Source organism: uncultured Salinisphaera sp. (assembly GCF_964012375.1).
Lineage (GTDB): Bacteria > Pseudomonadota > Gammaproteobacteria > Nevskiales > Salinisphaeraceae > Salinisphaera.
In genome coordinates, this window is the sequence record NZ_CAXGSH010000007.1 from 16,080 (window position 1) to 36,537 (window position 20,458).

A 20,458-nucleotide genomic window follows, 5' to 3' on the forward strand; every position below is an offset into this window, starting at 1 on the left:
CGATCGTCACGGCTTCAATATCAACAGGATCATCGTTTTGTCCCGACTTAAAACTTATATCCAAACCCATACAAATCCGCCGGTATTTCTGATATCCGGCGGCATCATGCTCGTCATGGTCGCTTGGGCTTCGCTTGCGCCGGCACCGTTTGCCGGGGTCGCCAATGAAGTCAACGACTTCATCACGACCTATTTCGATTGGCTCTATGTATTCAGCATGGCCGCTTTTCTGGTGTTCGTGCTTGGCGTCGCGTTCAGCCGCGCCGGCAATCTGCGCCTGGGCCCGGACGATTCGAGGCCCGAGTTCGGTACGTTCTCATGGCTGTCGATGATGTTCACCTGTGGCATGGGCGTCGGGCTCGTGTACTACGGCGTGGCCGAGCCGGTCATGCTCTATCAGAATCCGCCTTTCGGCGAACCCGAAACCGTAGAGGCGGCCAAGACCGGCATGAACTACACCTTCTATCACTGGGGGTTGCATCCGTGGGGCGCTTATATCGTGTTGGGCTTGGCGCTCGGGTATTTCTCGTATCGCCGCGGCTTGCCGCTCAAGCCGGCCTCGGCGTTTTACCCATTGATCGGTGACCGGATCAACGGCCCGATCGGCCATACCATCGACATACTGGCGGTTTTCGGTACCTTGTTCGGCTTGGCGACGTCGATCGGTCTGGGCGCGAGCCAGATCGCAGCCGGGCTCAGCAGCCTCTTGCCGGTCAGCAGCGGGCTCGGCACACAGCTGGCGATCATTTTCGTGGTCGAACTGGTCGCGATCGCCAGCGTGATGATGGGCATCAGTGCGGGTATACGACGCCTGTCGCTATTCAATGCCGCACTGGCCGGCGTATTGGCACTGTTTGTATTCATCGCTGGCCCGACACTCTATATCCTCAGCTATCTGGGCAACGACCTCGGTTACTACATCCAGAATCTGCCGCTCACGAGCCTGCGGCTGTTTACCGACGAGCAGGGCGAGGCGTTCCAGACCGCCTGGACGTTGTTCAACTGGGGCTGGTTCATTTCCTGGTCGCCGTTTGTGGGCATGTTTATCGCGCGTATATCGCACGGGTACACGATCCGGCAGTTCATTCTCGGCACGCTGCTGGTGCCCAGTGGTGCGTCGATCATCTGGTTCGTGATCTTCGGCCGAACGGCCCTGTACAGTCTGCTCGAGGGCGGCGGCAACCAGGCACTGCTCGACGCGGATGCCTCGCATATGATCTTCGTGGTACTGGATGCCTTGCCGGTAGCCGGCACGATCGCCGGCATCGCCGCAATGCTGCAGATCGTCGTGGTCACACTGTTCTTCGCAACCTCCTCGGATTCCGGCTCATTGGTGGTCGATATCCTCACGAACGGCGGCGATCCGCATCCGATCTGGCAACAGCGTCTGTTCTGGGCCATCCTCGAAGGCGTGATCGCCGCGGTTCTGTTGATAGCGGGCACACTCGGTGGCGGCAATCCCCTGAGCGCGATCCAGACCGCTTCGGTGGCGTCCGGGCTGCCATTCTGCTTTGTGCTGCTGGGGATGTGCTTCACCTTGCAGCGCGCTATGTCGGAAGAGCTTCGCTTTGCATCACCTGCCGTTTCGCGAGCCTAGATAGCGGCGGCCAATGCCGTGATGCACATGCCGTCAGCCGGCAGGTTCGGCTGACGGCATACGGAGGCTGGTCAGGAGTGCTAGAGAACTTTGTAAGGCGGTTGATCTACGAGAACACGGCTGGCCCTGACCTCTTCCGGGCCTGGGTTTGGTCGTGCTGGCGCAACCCTCGCTGTCTTCATTTGCGGGCGGTTGTCTTGCCGCAGCGGCTCGTGGCAGCGCGTGTCGCAACAATCCCTGCGTTGGTAGTCGGGTTACACGGTGTTTTGAGAGCGCTTCGAGCACGATGGTCGCGTATCCAATACGGTGAGTGTTATTGAGCGACCCAAAGCAAGGTAAATGATGTCGACGAATACAGCCCATACCATAGTACTCGACGTCGGCCCTGAACGGGGCTTGGGCGCCACTCTTTGCCGCCGCTTCGCTGAAGGCGGGCATCATGTCTAAGTAGCCGGCCGTAGCCGGGCCAAACTGGATCGCACGGTTGCTGCGATCAAAGCAGCAGACGGGCAGGCTTCGGCCTGTGTTACGGATGCCACCGACGAACAGAGTGTCGTCGACTTGTTCGATGCGGTCGAAGCTGCCGGCGGCCATATCGCCTGCGTCATCTATAACGTGGGCAACAATACGCCCGGTCGTATCCACGATATGACCGCTTCGTACTTCGAGCAGAGCTGGCGTACGATCTGTCTCGGTGGTTTTCTGTTCGGCCGCGAAACGGTACGGCGCATGCGCGCGGCCGGACAGCGTTCGAGTGTACCGCGCACGCTGATCTTCACGGGTGCCAGCGCCTCGCTTCGGGGCCGCGCCGGTTACGGTGCCTTCAATGCGGCCAAAGGTGGGCTGGGTAATCTCGCAGCGGCTCTGGCCAAAGAGCATGCGAGCGACGGTATCCATATCAGCCATGTAGTGATCGACGGCGGGATCGACGGCGACAAGATGGATCAGGCCATGCCGGATGGCACGAAAAAGGCGGCCTGCGAGCAGTTGATCGATCTGAAAGGAATCGCCGCCTCGTACTGGTTTCTGCATCAGCAGGATCGACGGGCGTGGACGTTCGAACTCGATCTGCGAACCTGGCAGGAACAATGGCAATGGGCGGCTCTTGCCCGCCGCTACGAGCCGCCGCCTCAACGCCTTTTCAATAGCCATCGCCGTATTCACGAGCGTGGGTGGCGCCGACACCACGTCATGTGGATCAAAAATCGGCGTGCCCGAGCGGTCGCGTTGCTTGACGGCGAGACATGCGCCATCAATCGCTTGAGTTCGTACGCTCATTCACGATGAACGTTACGCGCACGAAAAGAACTTGGCATTCTGGACTAAATGGTCCATAATGGCGGCTAGTACACACCGCAGGACAGTCGCCGGTGCCTCGACCGCAACAATTTGATCGGAAGCAGGTGCTCCAGCAAGCGCTCAAAGTCTTTTGGCACCAGGGCTACGAAGCCACTTCGATGACGGACCTTATGCGGGCGACGGGCCTGAGTAAGAGCAGTTTCTACAACACGTTCGCCAGCAAGCACGAGTGCCTGCTGGAAGCTTTCGACAGCTACCGGGCGGACCGTCTGCGTGACATGGATCGGGTGCTGGCAGGCGACAACGCAAAGGAGTCGATTGCAACGTTCTTTCGCATGATCGTCTCGGATGCGAAAGCGCCCGAATTCATCAATGGTTGCATGAGTATCAATCAGGCGGTCGAGCTGGCACCACACGACGAGGCCATCGCCACGCGGGTTGATGAGGATTTTCAAAAGATCGAGGACGCACTGGCCGAAGCAATCGAACGAGGGCAGCGTGCTGGCAGTATCGCCACGCGGCGCGATGCGCGGAATATCGCACAACTCATGGTTGTCGCGTTTCCCGGTTTCCAGGTGTTGGTCCGGGCGGGTAGTCCTCAAACTCGACTGAATCATGCACTCGATGAGTTGTTAGCGATCCTCGATTGAGTCAGAGAGCGCGTCGATATTTTATTTGTTCAATTTGGACCGATCGGTCCTTAAAAGGAGTCATAGCCATGAAACTGAAACAGATCCGTAACGCCACTCTGCGTATCGACATCGGTGGGGTGAAGTTCTTGCTCGACCCCTACCTTGGCGATACGGAAGTCTATTCGGGTTTCGAAGGCACGCTGAACGATCATCTGCGTAACCCGCGAATTCCGCTGCAGACGTCGATGGAAGAGATTCTGGACGTAGACGCCGTGATCGTGACCCATACGCACGACGATCATTGGGATGAGGCCGCGATTGCCAATGTGCCCAAGGACTTGCCTGTATTCGCCCAGCATGCGGCCGACGCGGAACTCCTTGCGTCTCAGGGGTTCGAGGACGTGCGCGTGCTGACTGAAAATAGCGAGTTCAACGGCGTATCGCTCATTCGCACACCCGGTCAACACGGCAGTGACGAAGCGCTCGCGGCGATCCCGGAGATTCTGGGCGAAGTCTGTGGCGTGGTATTCAAACATCCGGACGAGGCGCGCACGCTTTATGTGGCGGGCGATACGGTCTGGAACCGTCACGTCGAGGACAATCTCGCGCGGCACACCCCTGACGTGATCGTACTCAATGCCGGGGATGCGCAGGTGCCTGGGCTAGGGTCGATCATCATGGGTACGACCGATGTGACCAAAGTCTACGAAACGATGCCGGAGGCGACGCTCGTGGCCAGCCACCTCGACGCCGTCAACCATTGTGCGCTGAGCCGAAATGCACTGCGCGAATACGTGCAGGCGCATGATATGACCGATCGCGTACTCGTTCCGGCCGACGACGAAGCCTACTCGTTCTAATCTGCGGAGCCTTGATCATGTCCACCGACCAAAACAAGCAGATCGTTCGCGATTTCTACAACGCCATTGCCCGCGAAGACTACGAGGCGGCGGCACGCTGTTGTCACGAGGATTTCGTGTTCTACCTGCAAGTCGATGAACCTATCCACGGCGTCGACGGCTTCATCGGCTCGGAGAAGAAGAACTTCGATTCTTTCTCGCCGTTCGAATTTTCCATCCAACAATTGCTGGCTGAAGGCGATCAAGTGGCGGCATACATGCTGTTCGATGGCCTACATACCGGTAACGCTAACGGCATCGAGCCCACCGGCAACCGTGTGCGCTTTTCCCTGGCGATGTGGCTGACGATCGAAGACGGCAAGATCCGAACGAAGCGTGCGCATTTCGATTCAGCGGACGTACATCGCCAGCTGGATAACGCGTATTAACGAAGATCGTGAGGGAGTCGTTGCATGAATCGCTTCGAAGGCAAGGTGGCGCTGGTCACCGGCGGGCGCTCTGGCATCGGTCGCGCCATCGCACGCCGCTTGCGTGACGAAGGCGCTACTGTGTTCACCACCCAGCGCGGCGCGGACAAGGAATTCGATTCGATTCCGGCTGACTTTTCGGATCCGCAAGTGCCGGCGCAGGTTGTGGCTCGTGTCATCGACCGGGCGGGTCGCCTTGATGTGCTCGTCAACAGCGCCGGCATGATGCAGGAAGCATCGATAGAAGATATGTCGCCCGAGGCGTGGCAGCGCAACCTCACCGTCAACCTGACGGCACCGTTTCTGCTGATCCGCGCAGCGCTGCCGTTTCTACGCGAAACCGGCGGCAACATCGTGAACATAGGGTCGCTCGAAGGCCTCGCTTCCAATCCCAACCATGCAGCCTATTGCGCCGCCAAGGCTGGGCTTCACGGGTTGACGCGTGCCGTGGCGGTGGATCACGGGCACGAGGGCATACGCTGCAACGCCGTGGCGCCCGGATGGATTAACACCGACTTGAACGCCGATCTTGTCAAGAACGCTGGCGACCCAGCGTCGTTCGAGCGGAATATCGCCAGCATCCATCCTGTGGGCCGCGCGGGAATCCCTGAAGAAGTGGCGGCGCTGGTGGCTTTTATCGCTGCTGATGAGGCTGCGTTCATTACCGGGCAGATTTACAACGTCGATGGCGGGAGGACGGCTCAGCTCAGTTTTCCGTAACCGGGCGCGTACTCGCGGCTTTTAGAACGCAGTTCAAACTGGTAGTCGGCCATAGATGATTTCCGGCGGCCTTATGGCGGAACGATCTACGCGCTGCACGGCGCCCGCTGGGACGTGCGAAGCTGGGAACGACGGTTGGCATCAAGGTCGACTATGTGAAGATGCTGGTGCAGTCAAACGCATATGTGGCCTTATTCGCGAATAATCTTGCCTAAAGCCGCCGCAACCGCCACATGAAATAGCTGCCGCCGATGAGCGTGGCGACGATGCCGGCTGGGATTTCGCTGGGGAATAGCAGCATGCGGCCGACCCAGTCGGCCATGACCATGACCAGGGCGCCGAGAACGGCCGCGCCGGCGAGTTGGTGGCGGGCACGGGCCAGGCCCATGATGCGCACGAGGTTGGGTGCCAGCAGGCCAATGAAGCTCAGCGGGCCGACCACCAGGGTAGCGCCGGCGGTGAGCAGCGCGACCAGCACCAGCAGCAGCAACCGACTGATACCGACGTTGACGCCCAGTGACCGGGCGGTGGGCATGCCCAGCGGGAGCAGATCAAGCCAGACCTGTAGCGGTCGGACGACGGCGAACAGAACGAGGCCGAGCACGGCGACGGTCGCGGCCAGCGGCAGTTCGACGTAGTAGGTGGTGCCGGAAATCCACGCCAATAGCTGCTGCGTGCGTGGGTCGCCGCCGGCGAGCACGATCTTGGAGACGGCATCGAACAGAAACAGCACGCTGATGCCGGTAAGCAGCACGCGTTCGGGTTCGTAATCACTGCGGGCGTTGAGGCCGACCAGTACGGCCAGCGATGCCAGCGCACCGAGCATGCCGGCCCCCAACAACACAGGCACGCCGGCGCCGGGCAAGAGCAGCACGACTGCCAGCACGCCGAGACCGGTGCCGGCACTGATGCCGAGCACTTCCGGGCTGGCCATGGCGTTGCCGGACACACGCTGGATGACCGTGCCGGCCACGGCCAGCATCGCCCCGGCCGCGCCGGCGGCGAGCACACGGGGCACACGCCACAGGCCGGTTTCGTCCCAGGGCCGGGTGAACGGCCAGTCCCAGCCGTCTGCGCCTTGGCCTACGAACAGCGCGACGATGACGGCCACCACCAGCCCAATGGCGAGGACGGCAACGAGTCGGCCCGGCGTCTGGCTGCGCGGCGCGGGCGACGGCGGCGAGCCGGGTTCGCGTGCCAGATTGAGGCGCGGGATGAGCCACAGCAGGAGCGGCGCGCCGAGTGCGGCCGTGGTCGCCCCCGTGGGGATGAGCATCGACGAATTCAGCGTGATCAGTTCCAGTACCTGATCGGTAACCGCGAGCAGCAGCCCGCCGAATATCGGCGCCCAGACAAGCCGGCTGGCCAGCCGGCGCGCGCCGGCCAGACGCACGATCGACGGTGCGGCCAGGCCGATGAAGCCGACGATGCCCAGTTCGACGATCACCACGGCGCTGGCGAACACGCCCAGCCCCAGGCTTGCCGCCCGCAGCCAGGCCAGCGAGATACCCAGATTTCTTGCGTTGGTATCGTCGAGATCGAGCAGCGCGAGCGCGCGTGACAAGGCTACCGCAGCCACGCCGGCGATCGCCAGGCGCGGCAGCAGATAGAGCACGCCGTCCCAGTTGTTCTGGGCGAGCGAGCCCGCGCCCCAGATCATCATGCCGCGCAGCGCTTCTTCGTTGAACAGCAGCAGCACCACGGCGAGCGCGCCGAAATAGAGGTTGACCACCAGCCCGGCCAGCACCACCACCGTGGGGGCAAGATTGCGCCGCCAGGCCAGCGCGAACACCAGCGCCATGGCGCCCGCACCACCGGCAAAGCCCACCAGCCCGCGTGCATGCAGCATCAGCGCCGGCGCGAACAACGTGCCCAGAAGCAAGGCCAGATGTACGCCGCCGACCACGCCCAGCGTGGTGGGCGCCGCCAGGGGATTCCGTAAGGTCTGTTGAAACAGCACGCCCGCCAGGGCCAGGCCGGCGCCGCCAACGAGTGCGGCGGTCACGCGCGGTAGCCAGTTGTAGCGGGCCAGCACGCCGGCGATATCGTTGCCGTCGGCCCAGAGGGCGGCAATGCCTACTGCCGAGTTCTGGTGCAGCACGCAGGCGGCCAGCACCGCCAGCAGCAGCGCGAAGCCCGCACACAAACGCGCCGGTGTGACCCAGGGCGTGGTCATGACCCGGCCCGGCCGGCGCTGCAGTCCTCGCCCAGCGCGTCTACCAGAACACGGGCAAAGCGGCTGGCCGAGGGCAGCCCGCCGAAGCCCCATACCGGCGGCACGTAGAGCACCGGGGCATTGTTCACGGCCGGCAGGTGATGCCAGAGCACGCTGGTGTCGATCTCTTCGGCCACGCCCACGGGCAGCGGCTTGACCACCACCATGCGGGCGTTATCGATCGAGGCGAGCCGTTCGAGCGGCACCGTGGCAAAGCCCCAGTAGTTGCCGCCGGCCTGCCAGGCGTTGGCGATGCCCATGCGCTCGAGCACGCTGCCGATCAGGCTGTTTTGGGTATAGACACGCACATGCCGGGCATCCATGAACTGCACCACCAGCAGCGGCTTGGTCTGCTCGGGCACCTGCGCCGCACAGGCGTCGATACGTGCCTGCGTGTCGTTTATAAGCGCATCGGCGGCCGCCTCGCGGCCAACCAGCGCGCCCAGGCGACGGGTGGATTCGACGGTTTGCTCCCACACAGCGCCCTGCCCGTCGTAGATATCGATCGTCTTCACCGGCGCGATAGGGGCCAGCCGTTCGCGCAGGCCGGAATACATGGAGGTAATGGTGATCACATCGATATCCAGCTGCGACAGCAGCTCCATGTTCGGCTGCACGCGCAGGCCCAGATCACGCACACCCTCGGGCACGTCGGGCGCGGCCACCCATTCGTTGTAGGCCGGAATCTGCGACATGGCCACCGGCGGTGCGCCGATGGCGATCAGGGTCTGGGCCTGGCCCCAGTCGATGACGGCCACGCGCGGGGCATCTTCGGCCTGGGCAAAGCCGGGCACGGCACAAAAAAACAAGGCCAGCCCGAGCAGCCAGCCTATGCAGATCGCGCGCCGTGCCGGCACGGCACGGGCGGCAGCGGCCCGCCGCCTCACTGGACGACGGCGATGGGGTGGTTGTCGGCCGGGTGCGCCATCACGCGCATGCGCACACCGTAAATTTCCTCGAGCGTTTGATCGCACATGAGTTCGCGCGGCGCGCCCTGGGCCAGCAGCTTGCCGCCGCGCAGGGCCACCAGCTGATCGCAGTAGCGCGAGACCATGTTCACGTCGTGCAGCACGATGATCACGCCAATGCCGAGCGTGGTGGCCAGTTCGCGGATGAGCGCGAGCGTATCCACCTGATGGGCGATATCCAGCGCCGAGAGCGGCTCGTCGAGCAGTAGAAAGCGGCTGCCCTGGGCCAGCAGCATGGCCAGCCATACGCGCTGGCGCTCGCCGCCGGAGAGGGTATCCACCATGCGATCGGCCATGCCCTCGATACGGGTGATTTCCATCGCCCGGGCCACGGCGCGCTTGTCTTCGCGGGTCATGCGTCCGAGCAGACCCTGCCAGGGGTAGCGCCCGAACGACACCAGTTCGCGCGCGGTCAGGCTGGTGGCGGCCGGCAACTGCTGGGGCAGATAGGCCACTTCGCGGGCGAATTCACGATCGCCCCACTCGCCCACGGCGCGCCCGTTCAAGGACACCTGGCCACGGCTGGCGCTCTGCTGGCGGGCCAGCAGCTTGAGCAGCGTGGACTTGCCGGAACCGTTGTGCCCGATCAGGCCATAGACCAAGCCCTGCGTGAAACGCAGATCGGTGGCTTCGAGAAGACAGCGTCCATTGACCTCGAAGCGTGCGGCGTTGAGTTCGAACATGACCTTCTCCGCAGCGTGGCTCTATGCGTACGCCGCGCGGTGACTCGGCAGGTGCCCGAGAATAAGCTAAATACGAATGCTTATCAAAAAGATGAAGCGGCATTGGTCGCCCCTCGCCCGGCACTATCCAGGACAGCCGGGGCTTTACGGCCCAGCCGGGCGCCGGCGACGCCCGGGCGTAACGTGTGGGCGCAGAGTTTTAGCCGCCGCCCTGAAAGACCGCCTCGATTTCGGCCCGGCATTTACGCAGTGCCACGGCCAACTCGTCGTAATGCGGCTCGAAGCGTAGCGCCGGTACCGCCAGCGAAACGGCGTAGTTACCGCTCAGCCCGGTGCGAATGTACACCCCCAGGCCACAGACCCCGTCGGCGTGTTCTTCGCGATCCACCGCAATGCCGGTGCGCCGGACCGTGCCTAATTCCGCCTGCAACGTGGTCAGGCGCGTGTGCGAGGCCGCCGTACAGGGTTGCAAGGTCTCGCCGAGCACGCTCGCCAGCCGTGCCTCGTCCTGTACCGCCAGCAGGGCCTTGCCATGGGCGGTGCAGTGAATGGGAAACGCGGTGCCGACCTGAGACACCACCCGCAGTTCACGATCGGAGACGTACTGATCCACCGAAATGGCATGCGTGCCGCGATCCAGACACAGGTCGACGGTTTCGCGGGTGCGCCGGCCGAGGGCTTCGATATGCGGGCGTGCCACGGCCACCATATCGGTATGCGCTGCCGTGGCCAGCCGGGCAATCGCCGGGCCGAGCCGAAGCCCGCGTTCGCCCTCGACCAGCAGCTGCTGGTCGAGCAAGGCGCTGGCCAGACGGTGCACGGTGGTTCGCGGCAAGCCGGTGGTGCGCGCCAGTTCGGAAACGGTACGACCCTCCGAGGCCGCTTCCAGAGCGGCCAGGATCTGGGCAGCACGAGCGATGACCTGGCCGTTCGAGGACTGCTGTACTTCTGTCATGGGCACACGATACGCGCGGTAGGCGGATGCGGGGATTCTGCCGCTTGACGCGCCGCGTGTCAGGCCTAACATATCCGTCTATCGGTCATTGTATCCGATAGGTGGTTAAATGAGTGCGCAAAAACCCGGTCCCGTCGCGGCCTTCAGCCTGCTTGCCGTAGCCTGCCTCACGATCATGGTGGGCTGCGTGGTGGTGCCCGGGTTGCCGAGCATCGCGCAGAATCTGGGCGTGGCCTCGGCGGCGAGCTGGCTGGTCACCCTGCCGGCGCTGGGCGTGGTGCTGTTCGGGCCCGTGGCCGGGCATCTGATCGATCGGTTGGGGGCCTATCGCATGCTGTGTGCCGGGCTGTTCGCCTACGGGCTGTTGGGTGTGGCCGCCGTGGCCCTGCACGGGATGTGGCTGGTATTCGCCAACCGGCTGTTGCTGGGCGCGGCGACCGCGCTGGTCATGACCTCGGGCACGGCGCTGATATCGGCGTTCTACAGCGGCCCGGACCGGCTCACCATGATCGCCCGCCAGGGCATGACCATCGAACTGGGCGGCGTGATCTTCATCGCCCTCGGCGGCCAGCTGGCGAGCCTGGGCTGGCGCTGGCCGTTTGTGCTCTATCTGTTCGCCTGGCTGATGCTGGGGATGGTTCTATGCTGCGTGCCAAGCCCACCCGCGGCCCGCGATAACCCACGGCCCACCGCGCAGGCCCGCCGTCTGTCGGCCACGCTCAAAACCGTCTACCTGCTCGCGCTGGCGGCGATGACGATATTCTTCTTCGCGGTGGTCAAGCTGCCCATCCATTTGCATGCCCTGGGTTATAGCGAACCGCAAACCGGGTATTTCCTGTCGTTCATTTCGTTGGTCGCGGTGGGCGCCGCCTTCGTCATGCCGCGCGTGGTGAGCAGGCTGGGCGGCTTCGCCACGCTGGCCGTGGCCTTTCTATTCTTCGCTGTCGCGCATGGGCTATTCGCTTGGGTGAGCAGCACCGCCTGGCTGCTGCTGTGCTGTATCGCCATGGGCACCGGCTTCGGTTTGTCGGTGCCGCTGGTCAATCACATGACCGTAGAAGGCAGCGCAGCCGAGGTGCGCGGCCGCAACCTGTCCTATCTCTCGGTCGCGATCTTCCTGGGGCAATTCCTGGCATCGTTCTCGGACTTCATTCCCGGCCCGCCGACAGTGGCGCTGTGTATCGCAGGCGCGGCCAGCGTTGTGGTAGCGGGGTCGATCGGCGTGGCCCGCGGTCTGGTGACCTCCGGCGCCACGCGCTGAAACGAGCAGCACGGCCCGTCCCCGGCCGAGCCGGGCGCTTTAAACCGGCCGATAGACTCGACCGCATACGCGTGGGAGGCGCATCCTTGCCAACGTTCAGCCATTTCCAACCTGGCTTGACCGGTTCGACGCGCCTTCGCTTTGAGACGGCCGACCGGGCTGGGCAGGCCATACAAGAAGGCAAACAGCGCCTATGACGATTATCGACAGCTTGCGTCGCTGGTTCGGCCAGGAACAAAGCAGCACATCGACGGCCCCCGCAGGCCGGGCGAACGCAGCGGCGCCCGATACGCCGGTTGACGTGCTCGATCTCAACGCCGCCTTTGAAGCCCACCAGGCGGGTGCGCGCTTCATCGACGTGCGTGAGCCGGGGGAATGGTCGCAGGGCCATATCGCGGGCGCGGTGCACCACCCGATCGATACGCTGGAAGCCCAGCCGCAGATCTCGGTCACCCACGATACGCCGGTGGTGACCTATTGTGCCGCCGGCATCCGTGCTGCGCGCGGTGCGGCCGCGCTGGCCGCCAACGGCTATCGCGACGTGAAAGTACTCGAGGCCGGCTATGGCGACTGGCGCGCGGCCGGGTATCCGGTGGAACATCCGGATCGCGATACGCCGGCGTGAGCCCCTCGACACGGGTCGTACTCGTAGGCGCCGGCCATGCCCATCTGCATGTAGCCGCCCATGCGGATGCGCTGGCCAAGGCCGGCGCCGAGGTCACGCTCATCGACCCGGGCATCTTCTGGTACTCCGGTCGGGCCACCGGCATGCTCGGCGGCCGGTTTGATGCCGAAGACGATCAGATCGACCCGCGCGCGGTTGTCGAAAACCACGGCGGCGCCTTCGTGGCCGGGCAGGTGGCGTCGGTCGAGCGCGCACAGCGGCGTGTGCACCTCGCCGACGGGCAGGCACTCGACTACGACTGGCTGTCGTTCAACGTGGGCAGCGGCGTGGCGCAGGACACGATCAGCGGCTGTACGGCCGATACGAACTGCTGGCCGGTCAAGCCCATCGCCAATCTCGAGGGCCTGCGCACCGCCCTGAGCCAGGCGTTCGCCGCCGGCGAGGCACCGCCGGTCGCGGTCATCGGCGGCGGCCCCACCGGCTGCGAAGTGGCCGCCAATATCGCTGCGCTCGCCCGTCGTCATGCACCCGCGCCGGCGCGCCCCGCCATTCGCTTGCTGCAAGGTGGCGCGACCCTCGCCCCGTCGCTACCGGCAGGCGCACGCAAGCGGCTGGCCGAAAAACTGACCGCACTCGGTATCGAGATTCAGTACAACCGGCGCGTAACCGAACGCTGCGACGGCGAACTGATCTGCGACGACGGCCAACGTATTGCCGCCGCGCATGTCGTCGTCGCAACCGGGCTGGTCGCACCGCCCTGGCTGGCCAACCTCGACCTCGCCTTCGACGACGGCCTGGTGGTGGACGATACATTGCGCAGCGTCGACGATCCGCGGGTATTCGCGGTGGGCGACTGTGCGCATATTCATGGCCATGCGCTGGCGCGCCTCGGCGTTTTCGGCGTTCGCCAGGCGCCGGTGCTGCTGGCCAACCTGCGGGCCAGCCTGCGGGGCCAGACGCTCGACCGCTACGACCCCCAATCGAAGTGGCTATCGATCCTCGACCTCGGCGACGGCACCGGCCTGGCCACGCGTGGACAACGGTGGTGGCTGGGCCGGACCAGCGTGTGGCTCAAGCACTGGCTCGACCGTCGCTTCATCGAAAGCTATCGGGTGAGCTAAGCCGGCACCGGGCGCAGCAGCCCCGCATGCTGCGCCGCGTCACGCCGGCTATTGCCGGGCTCCGCACGCGCCCGCGACCTGCGCATTGGCGGCATTGCTCGCACCCAAGCGCAGCATACGCTCGCGTACGTGCATTGACGCGCACCGTACGGACGCCGATATTGAGCGTTTTGCGCGTCGGCGCCTGTGTTATGCATAGACTCGTGATTGCCGCTGTCGTCGGGAGAGATACCTTGCCCTATCGAGCCCTCAACCACCGCCGAGGCCGTCGCTGATGGCTGCCGTGATCGATGCCATCGAGTACATGCTGCCGGCGCGCACCGAGTCGATCGAGGAAATCGCGGCGCGTTTCCCCAACTGGCCGCTGGAAAAGATCGCCGAAAAGACCGGCATCCGCGCGCGTCATGTCGCCTCCGACGAGGAATGCGCCTCGGACTTCGGCGTGATCGCCGCCGAGGCGCTGATCGAGCGTACCGGCACCGACGTGGCCGATATCGACTATCTGATTTTCTGCACCCAGACGCCGGACTATCTCGCCCCGACCACCGCCTGTCTCGTGCAACAACGGCTGGGCCTGGGTACGCATATCGGCGCGCTGGATATCAATCTCGGCTGTTCCGGCTATATCTATGCGCTGGGCGTGGCCAAGGCCTTGATCGAAACCGGCCAGGCAAAGAAGCTGCTTCTGGTCACCGCCGATACCTACAGCAAGTTCGTCAATCCCGGCGACAAGAGCGTGCGCGCGCTGTTTGGCGATGCTGCCGCGGCCACGCTCATGAGCGCCGGTGACGGCGCCGAGGCGATCGGCCCGTTCGTCTACGGCACCGACGGCTCCGGCGCCCAGGATCTGATCGTGCCCAACAGCGGCCTGCGCAACCGCGCGATCGACCGCCCGGTGGAGGAATACACCGACCGCCACGGCAATACCCGCAGCGATCACAACATCTACATGAACGGGCGCGCGGTGATCGAGTTCACCCTGCGCGAAGTGCCCAAGGCCATCGATGCCCTGTGCGCCAAAGCCGGCGTGAGCCTGGACGACATCGATGCCATGGTGCCTCACCAGGCCAGTGCCACCGTGCTCGAAGGCATCCGCAAGAAGCTGGACCTGCCGGCCGAGCGCTTCGTGGTCTGCATGGAAGACATCGGCAACACCGTGTCCTGCAGCATTCCGATCGCCATCAAGCGCGGCGCGGCCAGGGGCCAGATCAAACCCGGCGCCTTGCTGCTGCTGGTCGGCTTCGGGGTCGGGCTGTCCTGGGGCGCCACGCTCGTACGCCTGCCCGACGACTTCGCCGCTGCCTGATTCACGCACGGCCGGGCCGCGTGCGGCTCTAGGACAAAAGCCAGCGCGTGGCCGGCCCGGCGAGCCCGAAGGCAACGATTCCCGCCACCACGGCCAGGCCCACGCTTTGGCGCCAGCGTAGAACCAGGGCGGTCGCCACCGCGCCGATGCCGTAGCTCAGCAGCGTCGGCCGCGTCGGACTTTCGATCACCGGCCTGGCCAGGCTCGCCACGGCCAGGGCCACCAGCAACGCCGGACCTGCGATCCGTATCGCCGGGTGATCGCCCGCGAGCAGCTTGAGCAGCCGGCTGCGGGGCGACAACAAGAACGGCAGAACACGACTGAACGCGGTCACCCCCGCCATGCCAGCGATAGCAATGAACAGCGACGCGTCGTTCATGCCGCCGCCGCGCGACGACGCCATACCGCAACAGCCGTCGCGGCGGCCACGCCGGCCGCCAGGGCCAGCACGATATTGCCGACCCAGATTGCAGCTAGCGCGGCCACCGCAGCGGCCAATAGCGGCGCGGCCGTCTCGCGGTCGAGGTTGTCCAGCGCCAGGGCCAGAAACAGCGCTGGCAAGGCAAAATCCAGCGCCTGGGTGAGCGCCGGCGCCGCATGGCTGAGCACCGCGCCCAATACGGCCCCCAATGCCGTACCCGCGACCCAGGATAGATAAGCCGCCGCGGCCAGACCGGCGAGCCAGGCGGTGAGTTGCCGGCCCGGCGCGGCATCGCGCCGCGTAAGCGCGGTAGCGAACACCTCGTCGGTCAGGCCCATGGCCAGGGGTAAGCGCGCCGAAAGGCGCGTCGGGAATATGCGGCGCAGAAACGCGCCGTAGACGATATGCCGCGAATCGACCAGCGCACACAGGGCCACCACATACGGCCAGGGCGTGGCGTCGTGCAGCGCGGCCAGCAGGATGAACTGGCTGCCGCCGGCAAAGATCGCGGCCGAGAACAGCAGCGGCACATAGACGGGATAGCCAAAGCTCGTGGCCGCGGCGCCGAAGGTGATGGCCACCGGGATATAGCCCAGACAGATCGGCCCCGCCGACTGCAGGCCACGCAGCAGACCACGCCGCCGGCTCATGCTGGCCGCACGCTGGGATAGACGACCGATACGAGTGCGGCCGCGCCGGCGCTGCCCGCTTCGTAGCGATGGGTTTGATCGGCCGCGAATGTCCAGGCATCGCCCGCCCGCAGCAGCGCCCGACCGGCCGGCGTGGCCACCGTCAGGCTGCCCCGCAGCACCAACACGTGCTCGCGCACGCCGGCGGCATGGGCATCGGCCGGCCGACAGGCGCCGGCTTCGAAGCGCATGCGAAACGTCTCGATCCTGCGCTCGGCGTCTTCGCGATCGACGAGCGCCACCGAAACCCCGGCGGCCACCGACGCCTGCGGCGCGGCATGCCCCACCAGCTCCCCGTAGCCGACGTCCAGCACCTGGGCGAGCTGCCATATCGTCTCGATGGTGGGGTTGCCCTGGCCGCGCTCCAGATTCGACAGCGTGGACTTGCCGATACCGGTCAGCGCCGACAGGCCGACCAGGGTGATGCCGCGGGCGGTGCGAAACGACTTGATACGCTCTGCGAACGCACGGTGCAAATCCTGCGGGGTGGCGCTATCCATCGTTGAGAATGGCCATGGAGCGGATTTCCATTGTATTGGAATTAGGTATCGCCCCGCAAAACCCGTCCGCCGACGCGGCTCAGCCGGTCGCGCGATATTCCGCGCACAGGGGCGCCACCTCGGCCCAGCGTGCTGCGAGACTTTCGGCGCTATCGGCGGCCACCCCGCGGATATCGCGGGGGTAGTCGACGCCCGCGGCCTCCTGGGCGCGCACGGCATGGAACTGGCCGTTGCTGGCACGCAGAACCCAGCCGCTGTCGCCACAGGCCTCGCTGACCAGAAACACCGCGCCGGGGGCGACGCTGTCCGGGGTGAGCTCGGTCGGCTGCTCGGTCACGCCCCACATACGGGTCTTGGCGACCGGCGAAATCGCGTTCACGCGAATATCGTGCGCCGCGCCCTCCAGTGCCAGCGCATTCATCAGGCCGACCGCCGCCATCTTCGTGGCCGCATAGGCCGCAAGACCCGGCTGGGCATACTGGGGATAAAGCGCACGGTCGGAGGTGGTAAGCAGAATACGGCCATACCCCTGTTCGACCATCGCCGGCCAGGCTGCCTGGGCAAGCCAGGCGGGCGCGTTCAGATGAATAGCCATGGCCCGCTCGAGAAAAGCCGGCGTAAGCGCGTCTATGGCCTCGTAGCCCACCCAGCCGGCATTGTGGATCAGGATATCCAGCCCCCCGTGCTCGGCGACGATACGTTCGACCAGCTGCCGACAGCCGGCGCGGGTTTCGATGTCGTCGCTGGCGGCCTCGGCCGAATACCCCGCCTGGCGAATATCTTCGGCGGCGTGTTCGGCCACCGTGTCGTCGCGGCCGCTGCCGTCGTTGCGGGTGCCGCCGTCGTGTACCACCACGTGGGCGCCGCGGGCCGCCAGCGCCCGGGCATAGGCCAGGCCGATACCGCGCCCGGCGCCGGTGATCAGGGCGATACGTTTATTGAAATCAAGCATGGGGCTCTCGTGGGCGAAAAATGAGCCGGCAAGATTAGGCACCGCCCGCGCCGCCGGCTAATACCTTTGAGGCGGCTCGGCGATACTTCGCACGTATCAGCGCGGCTGTTGCACGCCGTGCAGGAAGTTGCTCACCACCGGCGAATCGCAGTCGCCACGCCGGGCCACGGCCAGCTCGAACACGGCCGCCGGATCGCCGTCGAGAACGCGGTAATGCACTTCGTTGCTGCGTACCGAGGCCATGCTCGCCGGCGCGATGGCCACGCCGGCTTCGGCCGCGACCAGCGCGATCACGCCGTGAATCTGGCGGGCTTCCTGGACGATGTCCGGCTCGAAACCGGCCGCATGACACAGATCGAAGGCACGCCGAAAAAAGCCGCGGCCTTCATGCCCGGGCCAGAATACGAACGCCTCGGTGGCGAGGTCGGCGACCGAAAGATCGGCTTTGCCTGCCAGCGGATGTTCCGCCGGCACCGCGATGGCCAGCCGGTCGCGATCGAAGGCTTGCAGTATGAGGTGGCGGTCATCGGCCAGCGGCGGCAGTACCACGGCCAGGTCCAGGGCCTGCTCGTGCAGGGCTCGAATCTGGCCGGCAGTGGTTTCTTCGATCAGGTCCACCCGCACCTGCGGCCAGGCACGCCGAAATGCCCGTACCGCAGCCGGCAGACGCCCGTACATCGCACTGCCGACATAGCCGATACGCAGCCGCCCGGTCTGACCGGCTGCGGCCGCGCGGGCCGCCGGCACGCAGCGCTCCGCCGCGGCCAGCGTTTGTCGTGCCTGTTCGGCAAATGCCGCACCGGCCGCGGTCAGGAGGTTTTCGCGCTGGCCGCGTACGACGAGCGCTTCGCCGACCTCGTCCTCGATGCGTTTGATAGCCGCGCTCAACGGCGGCTGGGACATGTTCAGCCGCCTCGCCGCGCGATGAAAATGCAGCTCTTCGGCCACCGCCACGAACTGGCGCAGCTGACGTAATTCGATCATCCCACTATCCACGCACCGGCCTCGAACGCATCAGCCTACACGCGCGGGGGCGCGTCCGATCGAGCGCGATACGGTCGCCACGGATCGGCCACGGATGCGTTACAGCGTAATCACCACCTTGCCGACGGTACGCCCGCTTTCGATATGTTCGTGGGCGGCGGCCGTGTCTTCGAGCGCATAGCGTTCGGAAATATGCGGCACCAGCGTACCCTCGCCCAGCATCGCAGCGATCTCGTGCATGTGCTCGCCGCTGGGGAACACATGCATGAAATAGTTCACGACCAGCCCCTTGGCCTCGGCGGCCTCGCGATCGCTTTCGACCAGCCCGGACGGCAGATTGATGATCGTGCCGCCATCGCGCATGACGCTCACCGAACGCTGGAACTGGGCGCCGCCCTGGGTTTCCAGACAGAAATCGATATCGCCGGTTACGTCTTCGAAACGTTCCGCCTTGTAGTCGATATGTTCGTCGGCCCCCAGCGATTCGACGAATGCCTTGTTTTTCGCCGACGAGGTGGCGATGACGTACGCGCCGATGTGCTTGGCCATCTGCACCGCGAAATGCCCCACCCCGCCGCTGGCGGCATGAATCAGCACCCGATCGCCGGCCTTGAGCTCGCCGAAATGGGTGAACGCCTGCCAGGCGGTGAGTGCAGCCAGCGTGCTCGCCGCGGCGGCCTCCCAGGACACACCGGCCGGAATGACAGCGAGTTCGTCCGCCGGCGCAGTGACGTACTGCGCATAGCCATTGGGCGGCAGGGGAAAGCGAATCATGCCGAATACGGCATCGCCTTCGTTCAGGTGCTTGACGTTATCGCCGACGGCCACGACCTCGCCGGCCACGTCCCAGCCCAGGATCAGCGGCAGCGCGTGGTCAAGCTGGGAGGCCAGCGCTTCGCCCTGGCGGGTTTTGACATCCACCGGGTTCACGCTCACGGCAGCAGTCTTGATCAGCACCTCGTCCGGCGCACAGACAGGCATGGGGCGTTCGGCCAGCACGAGATTATGCGCGGGGCCGAACTCTTCAAAGGCAACGACGTTCATCGGGGACAGACTTCAACATAATGGCTGGATGATACAAATATATCGCACCGCACCCGCCGCCCTCACCCCTGCGTCAGCGGGCCGCGCCCGCAAGGCTCGTGCCGACGCGGTATCGCGGGCTTCGGCGCATTTCGCGTTTCTAGCTCGGCCTGTTCGTCGTTGCGCTGTAGCGCCTGCTGCGCCGAGCGCTTCCTGCGATCGGGCGCGATAAATGAACTCTTGAAATGCTGGCGAACGGTCGTAGATAGACGGGTCACGGCATGGCTGTATGTCCGGACAGCCGCTGCCGTTTCATCATTCATCGCAATCCAACGGACCGGGGCATGCGCCCCTTGCAGGTCAAGGCACGCCTGCTCATACAAGGCCTGGGCTCCCGTCAATAACGCAAAACGCAAGAATCGCCCAGGAGCAAATAAGTGAAAGAGACCATTTATGTCGTAGAAGATGACGACGCGATACGCGAATCCCTGAAATGCCTGGCCAGCGATGCCGGCTACGCGGTGCGCTGCTTTCGTAGCGCGGAACGATTCTTGAGCCACGCGCCGCGCATCGACGCGGGCTGTGCGCTCGTGGATATGCGCCTGCCCGGCATGGACGGCCTGCAACTGCAGCGCAAGATCAGCGCCGCGGGGCTGGGTGTCAGGACGGTGTTCATCACCGGCTATGCCACGATCCGACTAGCGGTCGAGGCCATGCAGCTCGGTGCCTCCGGGTTTCTGACCAAACCCGCGCGTGCCGAGCAGCTGCTCGCCGAAATCGAATGCTGCCTGCGCCGGGGCACACGCCAACGTGGGCAGCACGAGGCCGGTCAGGCCTATGCCCGCCAGCTCGAACGGCTCACCCCGAGAGAGGCCGAAATCGCGGGGGCACTGGCCGACGGCCTGACCACACGTCAGGTGGCGGTCACGCTCGGCATCAGCAAGCGCACGGCCGAGAGCCACCGCGCCAACATCATGGCCAAGCTGGATATCGCCTCGGTGGCCACGCTGACCAAGATCGTTTGTCTGGCCCAGCCCGGCGACCGGCCGCAACCGCCGGACGCCGCCCACGCGGATGGCGCGCGGGGCTGCCGGCCATAGCGCTGGCCACCGCGACGCACCATGCCATGCCCGGCCGGTTTTTCGAGCCGGCCGGGCGATTAGCACCGCGCCCTGGCGCT

The 20,458-nt window shown here is 65.0% G+C and carries 21 protein-coding genes; 11 read left to right on the forward strand and 10 right to left on the reverse strand.

Annotated features, from left to right (window positions below):
• Nucleotides 1-37 precede the first annotated feature (37 nt).
• From ABNU97_RS02405 to ABNU97_RS02430, 6 genes are all read left to right on the forward strand, one after another.
• Nucleotides 38-1,597 carry a BCCT family transporter gene (locus ABNU97_RS02405; protein WP_348765156.1) on the forward strand — a complete coding sequence of 520 codons (1,560 nt, stop codon included), beginning with the start codon at nucleotides 38-40 and terminating at the stop codon, nucleotides 1,595-1,597.
• 492 nt (nucleotides 1,598-2,089) lie between these two features.
• Complete coding sequence (locus ABNU97_RS02410; protein ID WP_348765197.1) at nucleotides 2,090-2,884, forward strand: SDR family oxidoreductase; 795 nt, start codon at nucleotides 2,090-2,092, stop codon at nucleotides 2,882-2,884.
• Between the two features lie 83 nt (nucleotides 2,885-2,967).
• Nucleotides 2,968-3,546 carry a TetR/AcrR family transcriptional regulator gene (locus ABNU97_RS02415; protein ID WP_348765157.1) on the forward strand — a complete coding sequence of 193 codons (579 nt, stop codon included), beginning with the start codon at nucleotides 2,968-2,970 and terminating at the stop codon, nucleotides 3,544-3,546.
• 68 nt (nucleotides 3,547-3,614) lie between these two features.
• Nucleotides 3,615-4,388, forward strand: coding sequence for an MBL fold metallo-hydrolase (locus ABNU97_RS02420; protein ID WP_348765158.1), 774 nt, complete (start codon nucleotides 3,615-3,617; stop codon nucleotides 4,386-4,388).
• A gap of 17 nt (nucleotides 4,389-4,405) precedes the next feature.
• Nucleotides 4,406-4,816 carry an ester cyclase gene (locus tag ABNU97_RS02425; RefSeq protein ID WP_348765159.1) on the forward strand — a complete coding sequence of 137 codons (411 nt, stop codon included), beginning with the start codon at nucleotides 4,406-4,408 and terminating at the stop codon, nucleotides 4,814-4,816.
• A 24-nt stretch (nucleotides 4,817-4,840) separates the two neighbouring features.
• On the forward strand, nucleotides 4,841-5,575 hold the full coding sequence (locus ABNU97_RS02430) for an SDR family oxidoreductase (protein WP_348765160.1): 735 nt from the start codon (nucleotides 4,841-4,843) through the stop codon (nucleotides 5,573-5,575).
• 211 nt (nucleotides 5,576-5,786) lie between these two features.
• On the opposite strand, the gene fhuB is transcribed toward ABNU97_RS02430, so the two are convergent.
• From fhuB to ABNU97_RS02450, 4 genes are all read right to left on the reverse strand, one after another.
• A complete protein-coding gene (gene fhuB, locus ABNU97_RS02435; RefSeq protein WP_348765161.1) occupies nucleotides 5,787-7,751 on the reverse strand; it encodes a Fe(3+)-hydroxamate ABC transporter permease FhuB in 1,965 nt (654 codons plus the stop codon).
• Nucleotides 7,748-8,647, reverse strand: coding sequence for an iron-siderophore ABC transporter substrate-binding protein (locus tag ABNU97_RS02440; protein ID WP_348765162.1), 900 nt, complete (start codon nucleotides 8,645-8,647; stop codon nucleotides 7,748-7,750). Before ABNU97_RS02440 ends, fhuB begins: the two co-directional genes overlap by 4 nt.
• 26 nt (nucleotides 8,648-8,673) lie before the next feature.
• Nucleotides 8,674-9,441: an ATP-binding cassette domain-containing protein gene (locus ABNU97_RS02445; RefSeq protein ID WP_348765163.1), complete on the reverse strand. Its 768-nt coding sequence runs from the start codon at nucleotides 9,439-9,441 to the stop codon at nucleotides 8,674-8,676.
• 199 nt (nucleotides 9,442-9,640) lie between these two features.
• Nucleotides 9,641-10,396, reverse strand: a complete 756-nt coding sequence (locus ABNU97_RS02450; protein ID WP_348765164.1) for an IclR family transcriptional regulator — start codon at nucleotides 10,394-10,396, stop codon at nucleotides 9,641-9,643.
• A gap of 109 nt (nucleotides 10,397-10,505) precedes the next feature.
• Here ABNU97_RS02450 and ABNU97_RS02455 point away from each other — a divergent pair, with 109 nt between their 5' ends.
• From ABNU97_RS02455 to ABNU97_RS02470, 4 genes are all read left to right on the forward strand, one after another.
• Nucleotides 10,506-11,657 (forward strand): MFS transporter, encoded by a 1,152-nt coding sequence (locus tag ABNU97_RS02455; protein WP_348765165.1) that lies wholly within the window; start codon nucleotides 10,506-10,508, stop codon nucleotides 11,655-11,657.
• Between the two features lie 193 nt (nucleotides 11,658-11,850).
• Nucleotides 11,851-12,282 carry a rhodanese-like domain-containing protein gene (locus ABNU97_RS02460; RefSeq protein WP_348765166.1) on the forward strand — a complete coding sequence of 144 codons (432 nt, stop codon included), beginning with the start codon at nucleotides 11,851-11,853 and terminating at the stop codon, nucleotides 12,280-12,282.
• A complete protein-coding gene (locus ABNU97_RS02465) occupies nucleotides 12,279-13,403 on the forward strand; it encodes an FAD-dependent oxidoreductase (RefSeq protein ID WP_348765167.1) in 1,125 nt (374 codons plus the stop codon). Before ABNU97_RS02460 ends, ABNU97_RS02465 begins: the two co-directional genes overlap by 4 nt.
• Nucleotides 13,404-13,677: 274 nt before the next feature.
• Complete coding sequence (locus ABNU97_RS02470; protein WP_348765168.1) at nucleotides 13,678-14,709, forward strand: ketoacyl-ACP synthase III; 1,032 nt, start codon at nucleotides 13,678-13,680, stop codon at nucleotides 14,707-14,709.
• 28 nt (nucleotides 14,710-14,737) lie between these two features.
• On the opposite strand, the gene ABNU97_RS02475 is transcribed toward ABNU97_RS02470, so the two are convergent.
• The 6 genes from ABNU97_RS02475 to ABNU97_RS02500 all read right to left on the reverse strand — a co-directional run bounded on the left by ABNU97_RS02475 (nucleotide 14,738) and on the right by ABNU97_RS02500 (nucleotide 19,299).
• The gene (locus ABNU97_RS02475; RefSeq protein WP_348765169.1) at nucleotides 14,738-15,088 is read right to left on the reverse strand and encodes an AzlD domain-containing protein; all 351 of its coding nucleotides are present in this window, start codon (nucleotides 15,086-15,088) and stop codon (nucleotides 14,738-14,740) included.
• Complete coding sequence (locus ABNU97_RS02480; protein ID WP_348765170.1) at nucleotides 15,085-15,780, reverse strand: AzlC family ABC transporter permease; 696 nt, start codon at nucleotides 15,778-15,780, stop codon at nucleotides 15,085-15,087. The genes ABNU97_RS02475 and ABNU97_RS02480 overlap by 4 nt, the downstream gene beginning before the upstream one ends.
• Nucleotides 15,777-16,319, reverse strand: coding sequence for an XRE family transcriptional regulator (locus ABNU97_RS02485; protein WP_348765171.1), 543 nt, complete (start codon nucleotides 16,317-16,319; stop codon nucleotides 15,777-15,779). The genes ABNU97_RS02480 and ABNU97_RS02485 overlap by 4 nt, the downstream gene beginning before the upstream one ends.
• Before the next feature lie 79 nt (nucleotides 16,320-16,398).
• Nucleotides 16,399-17,271, reverse strand: a complete 873-nt coding sequence (locus tag ABNU97_RS02490) for an SDR family NAD(P)-dependent oxidoreductase (protein WP_348765172.1) — start codon at nucleotides 17,269-17,271, stop codon at nucleotides 16,399-16,401.
• Nucleotides 17,272-17,367: 96 nt separating this feature from the next.
• The gene (locus ABNU97_RS02495; RefSeq protein WP_348765173.1) at nucleotides 17,368-18,255 is read right to left on the reverse strand and encodes a LysR family transcriptional regulator; all 888 of its coding nucleotides are present in this window, start codon (nucleotides 18,253-18,255) and stop codon (nucleotides 17,368-17,370) included.
• Between the two features lie 99 nt (nucleotides 18,256-18,354).
• A complete protein-coding gene (locus ABNU97_RS02500; protein ID WP_348765174.1) occupies nucleotides 18,355-19,299 on the reverse strand; it encodes an NADP-dependent oxidoreductase in 945 nt (314 codons plus the stop codon).
• A gap of 416 nt (nucleotides 19,300-19,715) precedes the next feature.
• Here ABNU97_RS02500 and ABNU97_RS02505 point away from each other — a divergent pair, with 416 nt between their 5' ends.
• Nucleotides 19,716-20,378: a response regulator gene (locus ABNU97_RS02505; RefSeq protein ID WP_348765175.1), complete on the forward strand. Its 663-nt coding sequence runs from the start codon at nucleotides 19,716-19,718 to the stop codon at nucleotides 20,376-20,378.
• The last annotated feature ends 80 nt before the right edge of the window (nucleotides 20,379-20,458 follow it).

What these genes read in the sequence shown, in the direction of transcription:
- ABNU97_RS02495 (WP_348765173.1), bottom strand. Translation starts at nt 18,255, where the DNA reads ATGATCGAATTACGTCAGCTGCGCCAGTTCGTGGCGGTGGCCGAAGAG.
- ABNU97_RS02475 (WP_348765169.1), bottom strand. Translation starts at nt 15,088, where the DNA reads ATGAACGACGCGTCGCTGTTCATTGCTATCGCTGGCATGGCGGGGGTG.
- ABNU97_RS02450 (WP_348765164.1), bottom strand. Translation starts at nt 10,396, where the DNA reads ATGACAGAAGTACAGCAGTCCTCGAACGGCCAGGTCATCGCTCGTGCT.
- ABNU97_RS02425 (WP_348765159.1), top strand. Translation starts at nt 4,406, where the DNA reads ATGTCCACCGACCAAAACAAGCAGATCGTTCGCGATTTCTACAACGCC.
- ABNU97_RS02470 (WP_348765168.1), top strand. Translation starts at nt 13,678, where the DNA reads ATGGCTGCCGTGATCGATGCCATCGAGTACATGCTGCCGGCGCGCACC.
- ABNU97_RS02485 (WP_348765171.1), bottom strand. Translation starts at nt 16,319, where the DNA reads ATGGATAGCGCCACCCCGCAGGATTTGCACCGTGCGTTCGCAGAGCGT.
- ABNU97_RS02430 (WP_348765160.1), top strand. Translation starts at nt 4,841, where the DNA reads ATGAATCGCTTCGAAGGCAAGGTGGCGCTGGTCACCGGCGGGCGCTCT.
- fhuB (WP_348765161.1), bottom strand. Translation starts at nt 7,751, where the DNA reads ATGACCACGCCCTGGGTCACACCGGCGCGTTTGTGTGCGGGCTTCGCG.
- ABNU97_RS02460 (WP_348765166.1), top strand. Translation starts at nt 11,851, where the DNA reads ATGACGATTATCGACAGCTTGCGTCGCTGGTTCGGCCAGGAACAAAGC.
- ABNU97_RS02455 (WP_348765165.1), top strand. Translation starts at nt 10,506, where the DNA reads ATGAGTGCGCAAAAACCCGGTCCCGTCGCGGCCTTCAGCCTGCTTGCC.
- ABNU97_RS02480 (WP_348765170.1), bottom strand. Translation starts at nt 15,780, where the DNA reads ATGAGCCGGCGGCGTGGTCTGCTGCGTGGCCTGCAGTCGGCGGGGCCG.
- ABNU97_RS02445 (WP_348765163.1), bottom strand. Translation starts at nt 9,441, where the DNA reads ATGTTCGAACTCAACGCCGCACGCTTCGAGGTCAATGGACGCTGTCTT.
- ABNU97_RS02500 (WP_348765174.1), bottom strand. Translation starts at nt 19,299, where the DNA reads ATGAACGTCGTTGCCTTTGAAGAGTTCGGCCCCGCGCATAATCTCGTG.
- ABNU97_RS02490 (WP_348765172.1), bottom strand. Translation starts at nt 17,271, where the DNA reads ATGCTTGATTTCAATAAACGTATCGCCCTGATCACCGGCGCCGGGCGC.
- ABNU97_RS02420 (WP_348765158.1), top strand. Translation starts at nt 3,615, where the DNA reads ATGAAACTGAAACAGATCCGTAACGCCACTCTGCGTATCGACATCGGT.